The sequence below is a fragment of the Rubrivirga sp. genome (assembly GCF_049648075.1).
In the GTDB taxonomy this organism is placed as follows: Bacteria; Bacteroidota; Rhodothermia; order Rhodothermales; family Rubricoccaceae; genus Rubrivirga.
Window position 1 is genome coordinate 1 of record NZ_JBARYR010000075.1, and the last position, 1,675, is coordinate 1,675.

Consider the following 1,675-nt stretch of genomic DNA (forward strand, 5'->3'; position numbering starts at 1 on the left):
GACCACGCTCGCTGAGCGCCGCGAGGACGCCGACGTGGGCGAATCCGAGCGTTCCGCCGCCGCCAAGCGCCATTCCCCATCGGGGCGGAGTACTGACGGAGAAGGACATGAGCGAGGGACGTCGGCGACGTCAACGTTGTCGACGGTCGGCCGGAGGACGTGGATGGTCGTCTCGCATCTCTCGGGGCTTTCGTTCCCTCTGAGACAGGACCTGCACCCTCGAGGACGACACCGCCAATCTATGAGGGCCGACCTCGAGGGCGCACCTCGGTGCAGTCCAACCGGTGACCTTGGGCTGGCCGTCGACGAGTAGACCGTGACCCGCTCGCGTCAACACCGAGACCGGGCACCAGGCCTCGCGTACAGCCCGCTCCGAGGCGCTCCCGCTCAAGGCCTGCTCAAACTCCGCGCGCGCCCATTCCATCGGGTTGGCGCCGAGACTGAGGGGCTCGCCTGTCACGACGTGGAGCGTGGCTCCGGTGCGGGCAACCAGGATTGCGGCATGGGCTGTACAAGTGCTCGAACCCCGCACTGTGGTCCGTAGGAATGAGGACGTGACGGGCGCGGGTCACGGGTCGGGGGAGCGGTGGGCCGTCCAGGCACCGTGGAAGACCGCGCCCGCCTCGGCGCGGACGGTGTAGGTGCCGAGCCACCGGTCGTCCTCGAGGGCGCCACGGAACGTGGTGTCGAGCCAGCAGCCGCAGCCCGGGTCGCGGTACGGCTCGAACCGGCCCTCGATGGACGACTCGTCAAGGACGGCGGCCTCGAGGGCGAGGGGTAGATCCGGCACAGCGTCAAATATGGCGAGGGCGTCGAGGACGCGGCCTTCCGCGGTGACGGTGAACTGGAGCGACCCGGCACGCTCGGTCTCGGCGCTCCAGAACGTGCCCTGCCACGTCCCAGTGGGACCGGAGGCGGACAGCGCAGCGAACGCTAGGAAGGAGAGGACCAGACGCGTCATGAAGGTCGGGGTCGAGCGAGCGCGTCGGCGAGCGCGCGGTCGCGGCCGTAGACGTCGGGGCGGGTGTGGAGCGTCCCGTCCGGGTCGGCGCGGACCGTCCAGTAGACCACGTGAACGGGGACCGGCGCATCCAGCGCAATCCACCGCTCCTCGTTCTGGGCGACGGCGTCCTCGATGCGATCGGCGTCCCAACCCGTGAGCCGCTGGACGAGCGCGAGCGGCTGCTCGACGCGGATGCACCCGTGACTGAACGCGCGGACGCGGGCCTGGAACAGCGACGGCGACGACGTGCCGTGAACGCGGACCCCGAACGGGTTGTCGAAGATGAGCTTGGCCGGGCCGAGCGGGTTGCGAGGGCCGGGGCGCTGTCGGAGGCGGTTGTCGGAGAGTCGTTCCATGTCGTGCCGGGCGAGGTAGCCCGGGTCCTGAGCGACGCGAGGCCAGATCTCGCCGCGGGCGATGCTTTGAGGGACGTTCCAGTAGGGCGCCAGGACAACGTGCTCGACGAGCGACGAGAACCCCGGCGTCGGTGTCCGCGGCGTCCCGACGATGGCCCGGCCGCTCCACTCCGGCCCACCGTTGGAGACCAGGACGGCGGTCATCCCGGCGACGTCCACGACCAGGTGGCGGTCGCCGAGGTCGGCGGGGAGCCAGCGCCAGCGTTCGAGGTTGAGCGCGATCTGAGCGGCGCGCTCCGCTGGCGTGACGTTGAAG

At 70.5% G+C, this 1,675-nt stretch carries 2 protein-coding genes; both read right to left on the bottom strand.

Going from position 1 to position 1,675, the window contains the following annotated elements; all coding sequences use genetic code 11:
- Window positions 1-568: 568 nt before the first annotated feature.
- Window positions 569-961, bottom strand: a complete 393-nt coding sequence (locus WBA11_RS02125) for a hypothetical protein (RefSeq protein WP_424519079.1) — start codon at window positions 959-961, stop codon at window positions 569-571.
- Window positions 958-1,675: L,D-transpeptidase family protein (locus tag WBA11_RS02130; protein ID WP_424519080.1), on the bottom strand; the 718-nt coding region annotated here is incomplete at its 5' end. The genes WBA11_RS02130 and WBA11_RS02125, both read right to left, overlap by 4 nt.

What these genes read in the sequence shown, in the direction of transcription:
- WBA11_RS02125 (WP_424519079.1), bottom strand. Translation starts at nt 961, where the DNA reads ATGACGCGTCTGGTCCTCTCCTTCCTAGCGTTCGCTGCGCTGTCCGCC.